This is a genomic window from uncultured Desulfovibrio sp. (genome assembly GCF_944324525.1).
Lineage (GTDB): Bacteria > Desulfobacterota > Desulfovibrionia > Desulfovibrionales > Desulfovibrionaceae > Desulfovibrio.
The window spans coordinates 1-5,591 of record NZ_CALUWS010000083.1; the positions used below are offsets into that span (position 1 = coordinate 1).

Annotated in this window: 5 protein-coding genes; all 5 read left to right on the forward strand. The window is 65.1% G+C overall.

Annotated features, from left to right (window positions below):
* Positions 1-707 precede the first annotated feature (707 nt).
* The 5 genes from tsaD to Q0K12_RS12245 all read left to right on the forward strand — a co-directional run bounded on the left by tsaD (position 708) and on the right by Q0K12_RS12245 (position 5,325).
* Entirely contained in the window at positions 708-1,778 is a 1,071-nt protein-coding gene (gene tsaD, locus Q0K12_RS12225) for a tRNA (adenosine(37)-N6)-threonylcarbamoyltransferase complex transferase subunit TsaD (protein WP_297263250.1), read from the forward strand.
* 101 nt (positions 1,779-1,879) lie between these two features.
* Positions 1,880-2,203: a thioredoxin gene (gene trxA / locus Q0K12_RS12230; protein ID WP_297263251.1), complete on the forward strand. Its 324-nt coding sequence runs from the start codon at positions 1,880-1,882 to the stop codon at positions 2,201-2,203.
* A complete protein-coding gene (gene trxB, locus Q0K12_RS12235; protein ID WP_297263252.1) occupies positions 2,200-3,126 on the forward strand; it encodes a thioredoxin-disulfide reductase in 927 nt (308 codons plus the stop codon). Before trxA ends, trxB begins: the two co-directional genes overlap by 4 nt.
* Positions 3,119-3,850 (forward strand): outer membrane protein assembly factor BamD, encoded by a 732-nt coding sequence (locus Q0K12_RS12240; RefSeq protein WP_297263253.1) that lies wholly within the window; start codon positions 3,119-3,121, stop codon positions 3,848-3,850. Before trxB ends, Q0K12_RS12240 begins: the two co-directional genes overlap by 8 nt.
* A gap of 44 nt (positions 3,851-3,894) precedes the next feature.
* Entirely contained in the window at positions 3,895-5,325 is a 1,431-nt protein-coding gene (locus Q0K12_RS12245; protein WP_297263254.1) for a cation diffusion facilitator family transporter, read from the forward strand.
* Positions 5,326-5,591 lie beyond the last annotated feature (266 nt).

The following is a 5,591-nucleotide window of genomic DNA, read 5'->3' on the forward strand; positions in this document are numbered from 1 at the left end:
ACGGGCACGGCCCTCCGGGCCGCCTTTCGGTCGCTCCCTTCCCCCCAAGCCCCCCATCCCTTCCCCAGCGCGCTTTTGCCGGGGGAAGAGTCAGGGACACGAGGCAAGCCCGCCTCTATGGCAAGCGGAGCGTGTACGGGCGATAGGCATTGAAATTATTTGTAAAATTAGTGGTAACAGGCCCTAGGGCAAAGCGTAGCGCCACGACGAACGGCTTGTTTTTGTGGGGAGAGGGAGACCCCCGCCTGGCGCGGGAGGGGGGCTCCCTCTCCCACACCCCTCTCCCTTCCCCCAGCGCGCTTTTCTCAAAGGAGACGCCGCTGGTACGGAAGGGCATCTTTTTTGTGGCGGCGCGATAGGACGGCCATTGCAAAAGGCAAAACACGAGACGGCGACACAGCGCCGTCCGGCCCAACATGGGCGGAAAAACAATCCAGAGTGATCGCCGGGCCCGCCGGAATGAGCGCGGGCAGGGGAGGGGGAGTTCCCTTGAGCGCTTGCCTGCCGTATCGCTCCTCCTCTTGTGTCGTCTCCCCACGATGAAAGCCCGTTGAGAACATCCTCCGGGGGACAGACAGGCGGAGGGACGGCGCATGTGTCGCCGCAATTTTCATCTTCCCCGATAAAAGCGCGCTGGGAAGGGATGGGGGGAAGGAGTCCCTCCCCCGGAAAAAATGTTCGTCAAAAAAAGAAGCGGGAAAGCCGACATGTTGTGCCTTGGGATAGAAAGTTCATGTGATGAAACGGCGCTGGCGCTGGTGAAGGACGGCAGGCTGCTGGACGCGGTGCTGGCCAGTCAGGTGGACATGCACGCGCTGTTTGGCGGGGTCGTGCCGGAGCTGGCCTCGCGGGAGCATTACCGCTACATAGGGCCGCTGTATGATGCGCTCATGGCGCGCAACGGCCGTACGACGGCGGATCTGGACGTGGTGGCCGTTTCTCGGGGGCCGGGATTGCTGGGCAGCCTGCTGGTGGGGGTGGCCTTTGCCAAGGGGCTCGCGTTGGCGTCAGGGGCGCGGCTGGTGGGGGTGAACCATCTGCACGCGCACCTGCTGGCGGCCGGTCTCGAGCAGGAGCTGACGTTCCCCGCGCTGGGGCTGCTGGTCTCCGGCGGGCATACGCATCTGTACCGTATGGAAGGGCCGGACACGTTCGTCACGCTGGGGCGCACGCTGGATGACGCGGCGGGCGAGGCCTTCGACAAGGCGGGCAAGCTCATGGGGCTGGCCTACCCGGCGGGCAAGCTCATGGACGAGCTGGCCGCGGGCGGCGATGCGGAGGCGGTCAGCTTCCCGCGTCCGTATGTCCATAACGATACGCTGGATTTCAGCTTCAGCGGCCTCAAGACGGCGGCGGCGGCCTTTCTGGACAGCCTGCCGGAAGAGCGGCGCTGGCCCCGGCCCGTGCGTACCGCCGCCGGAGCGCCGCAGGTCCTGCGGGACTGCTGCGCCGCCTATACGCAGGCCGTCGTGGATACCCTGCTCATCAAGACCGGGCGCGCGCTGGACCGCCATCCCGATCTGAAGACGCTGGTGCTGGCGGGGGGCGTGGCGGCCAACAGCCACTTGCGGCGGCAGGCCGAGGCGCTCATGCGGCGGCGGGGGGGGCGGCTGGTGACGCCGTCGCTCAGGCTGTGCACGGACAATGCCTGCATGGTGGCCTATGCGGGCTGGCGGCTGGCCGAGGCCGGGGCGTGGCATGATCTGGCGCTGGAGGCCATACCGCGCGGCAGGCCCATACCGGACGACCTGCATCATGAGCCGCCGCAGACGGCTTGACACTTTCCCACGGGCAATCTACCTTGTCATAACGTGCGCCGCGCTGGCCTGAAGGCGCGGCGTTTCTGATGCAACCTTACTTGACTACATGGAGGAAAACCATGGCTGAACAGATCACCGACGCGACCTTTGACATGCAAGTTTTGAAGTCCGATCAGCCGGTTTTGCTTGATTTCTGGGCGCCCTGGTGCGGCCCCTGCCGTGCGCTGGGTCCCGTCATCGAGGAGCTTGCCTCCGAATATGAAGGCCGTGTGCGCATCGGCAAGATGAACGTGGACGAAAACCCCGTGACGCCCGGGAAATACGGCATCCGCGCCATCCCGACCCTGATCCTCTTCAAGAAGGGCGAAGCCGTGGAACAGGTGACGGGCGCCGTCAGCAAGGACGCCATCAAGAACATGCTTGACAGCAAGGCCCTGGCATGAGCAGCGTAGACGCCATCGTCATCGGCAGCGGCCCGGCCGGCATCACGGCTGCGCTCTATCTGGCGCGGTCCGGCTGCTCGGTCATGCTGTACGAACAGATGGCCGCCGGCGGTCAGGTACTGCAGACGGCCGAACTGGAGAACTACCCCGGCTTCCCCAAGGGGATCAAGGGGTACGAGCTGGCCGACCTCCTTTCCGCTCACCTTGAAGGGCTCAATGTCACGCGCTCCAGCGAGGCCGTGGTGGAAGTCAGCGGCCACGCCGGGGCCTTCACCGTCAAGACCTCCAAGGGGAGCGTCACCGGCAAGGTCGTGGTGGTCTGCACCGGCGCGCATCACCGCCGCCTCGGTGTCACCGGCGAAAGCTGGATGCAGGGGAAGGGCGTTTCCTACTGCGCGCTGTGCGACGGGAATTTCTTCCGCGGGCAGCCGGTCGCCGTGGTGGGCGGCGGCAACTCCGCGCTGGAGGAATCCCTCTACCTGGCCAAGCTGGCCTCCAAGGTCTATGTGATCCACCGGCGCGACGCCTTCCGCGGAGCCCGCATCTACCTTGACAAGCTGGAAGCCATGCCGGACAAGGTGGAGATTGTGCGCAGCTCCACGGTGACGGCCCTGCACGGGGACAACGCCCTGGAAGGCGTGACCGTGACCAACGTCAATACCGGCGAAGAGCGCCGCCTCGATGTGCAGGGGCTCTTCATCTATGTGGGCTTCGAGCCCGGTACGGCCTTCCTGCCCGCCGCCGTGGAACGGGACGCGCAGGGCTTCATCGTGACGGATGCGGAGATGCGCACCAATGTTCCCGGCATCTTTGCCGCCGGGGACGTGCGCGCCAAACTGTGCCGTCAGGTCATCACTGCCGCCGGAGACGGCGCAACCGCCGCGCAGGCGGCATTCGTCTTCCTGGAACAGCTCCATGCGTAAATCAATGCTTCGCTCGCTGGTCTTGGCCCTTTCGCTGTTCACGCTTTCCGGTTGCGGCATCATCGACATGGTCTATCTGCCGCCGCCGGAGGATACCGCGCAGGAGATCTTCGAGTCCGGCAACGAGGCCATGAGCGAAAAGAACTATGTGCGCGCGGCGGAGCTGTACATCAAGCTGCGCGACACCTTCCCGTTCAGCCCCTATACGCTGGAAGGGGAACTGGCGCTGGCCGACTGCTACTTCCTGGATAAGGAATACATCCTGGCTGCCGAATCCTACAAGGATTTCGAGTCCATGCATCCGCGTCACGAGGCCATCCCGTATGTCCTCTATCAGACCGGCATGTCCCTGCTCGGGCAGTTCGTCTCCATCGACCGCGCCACTACGGAAGTGCAGGAGGCCTACGATTACTTCAATCGCCTCCAGCAGACTTATCCCGACACGCCCTATGCCAAGAACGCCACGGAAAAGATGGCGCAGTGCCGCAAGATCATGGCCGAGCACGAGCTGTATATAGCCGACGTCTTCTGGCACATGGGCAAGTACGGCCCTGCCTGGCGGCGGTACGAGTTCATCGCGGAAAACTACGCCGATGTGCCCGACGTGACCGACCACGCCCGCGAAAAGGCGCAGGCGGCTTACCTCTACTATCGCGAAGAGCAGGCCGACGTGCAGCGGCAGCAACGCGAAGGCACATGGAAAAACTGGTTCAAATGGCTCTAGCGGCAACAAGCCCCTTCGGGGGCTTTTTTTATCGGTGGTGAAACATGCAAACTGATCACGCGGCCGCCAAGAATCAGGCGGCACTGGCTTCCGTGCTGGCAGCGTTGGCGCTGACGGTGCTCAAGCTGGCCGTGGGCCTCTATACCAACAGTCTCGGTATCCTTTCCGAGGCTCTGCACAGCGGGCTGGATCTGCTGGCGGCCATCATGACCTTTTACGCCGTGCGCATCTCCAGCCGTCCGGCAGACAGCGGCCACCCCTACGGCCACGGCAAGGTCGAGAACCTCTCGGCGCTGGCGGAAACACTGCTGCTGTTCATCATCTGTTTCTGGGTCGTCTATGAAGGTGTGGACAGGCTGCTGCACGGCGGCGAGCCGGTCATTCCCTCCCTCTGGGGCGCCGCCGTCATGGGGATTTCCATGATCGTGGACATCAACCGGGTGCGCATGCTGCGCCGCGTCGCCCGCGAGACCAAAAGCCAGGCCCTTGAGGCCGACGCCCTGCATTTCGCGACGGACATCCTGTCCTCGGCCGTCGTCCTCGTGGGCGTGCTCGCCGTCTGGCTGGCCGCCGCGCTGGACATCCCCGGTCCGATGCACGCCGTGCTCGTGCAGGCCGATACCGTGGCCGCCCTTATCGTGGCCTGCATCATCTTCCGTTCCAGTCTGCACATGGCGCGCGAAGCCATCAATACGCTCATGGATTCCGGCGCTACGGAAGAGCAGCGCGCCATTGCCGACGCCGTGGCGATGGTGCCCGGCATCACGGCGGTAAGCCGCGTCCGCGTCCGCACCAGCGGCCCTCAGGCTTTCGTGGACATGACCGTGGGCGTGGATCCGCAAGTGCGGGTCAGCGAGGGCCACCGCCTCGCCCATGAGGCCGAGCTCGCCGTCAATGCCCTTCTGCCCGGTGCGGACGTCTCCGTCCATGTGGAACCCATGCTCGCCTCTGCCGCCGCCAGCAATCCTTTCGTGGTGGTTCAGGCCGCGGCCGCCGCCCACGGGCTGGCTGTCCACGACGTGCAGGTTTTCCGCACGGATCAGGAAACGCGTATCGAGCTGCATGTGGAGATGGACGGCGGCATGCCCTTTGCTCAGGCCCATCTGCTTGTGCGCGACTTTGAGGAAGCCGTGCGCCGTCAGTGCCATGTGCGCGAAGTGCTCACTCACCTTGAGCCCCGCGAAGCCATTTCCGCCTGCCGCGGCCTCACCGCCTCCGCCCCGCAGGCGCAAGCCGCCTGGGAGCAGATCCAGCAGGCCGTGGAACGGGAGCCCCTGTTGCGCGCCGCCCACAATTTCTCCGCCTATGCCACGGCCGAGCAAGGACTCTGCGTCGGCTTCCACTGCCAGGTCGCCCGTGATCTCAACGTGGAACAGGCCCACACCCTCTCCGTCCGCCTTGAACGGCAACTCCGCGAACTCATCCCCTCCCTCGGCCGTATCTGCATCCATCTGGAACCGGAAGAAAACGGTTAGATGGTTTCTTCCGCCGGCTGGCGACTGTTGCCCGGCATTCGGGCGTGGTCGCCTGCGCGGCGGGCGGCAGGGGGTGAGAGGGGCATGCCCCTCTACACCCCCTACGACCCCCGTACTCCCCTTGTCCCGTGTGGCGGCGGGCGTCACTGTCGCATGTCGTGTACCTTGTCCGCCGCTCGCCGCAGGGGGCAAGTCGGCGCGCATCTTCCCGCGTTGCGGGCGATATGCGCGCCTGCTGCGGCGCTCCCGCTGCGCGGGGATCGCCT

Coding starts and splice junctions, on each gene's coding strand:
- trxB (WP_297263252.1), top strand. CDS start 2,200: ATGAGCAGCGTAGACGCCATCGTCATCGGCAGCGGCCCGGCCGGCATC.
- trxA (WP_297263251.1), top strand. CDS start 1,880: ATGGCTGAACAGATCACCGACGCGACCTTTGACATGCAAGTTTTGAAG.
- Q0K12_RS12240 (WP_297263253.1), top strand. CDS start 3,119: ATGCGTAAATCAATGCTTCGCTCGCTGGTCTTGGCCCTTTCGCTGTTC.
- Q0K12_RS12245 (WP_297263254.1), top strand. CDS start 3,895: ATGCAAACTGATCACGCGGCCGCCAAGAATCAGGCGGCACTGGCTTCC.
- tsaD (WP_297263250.1), top strand. CDS start 708: ATGTTGTGCCTTGGGATAGAAAGTTCATGTGATGAAACGGCGCTGGCG.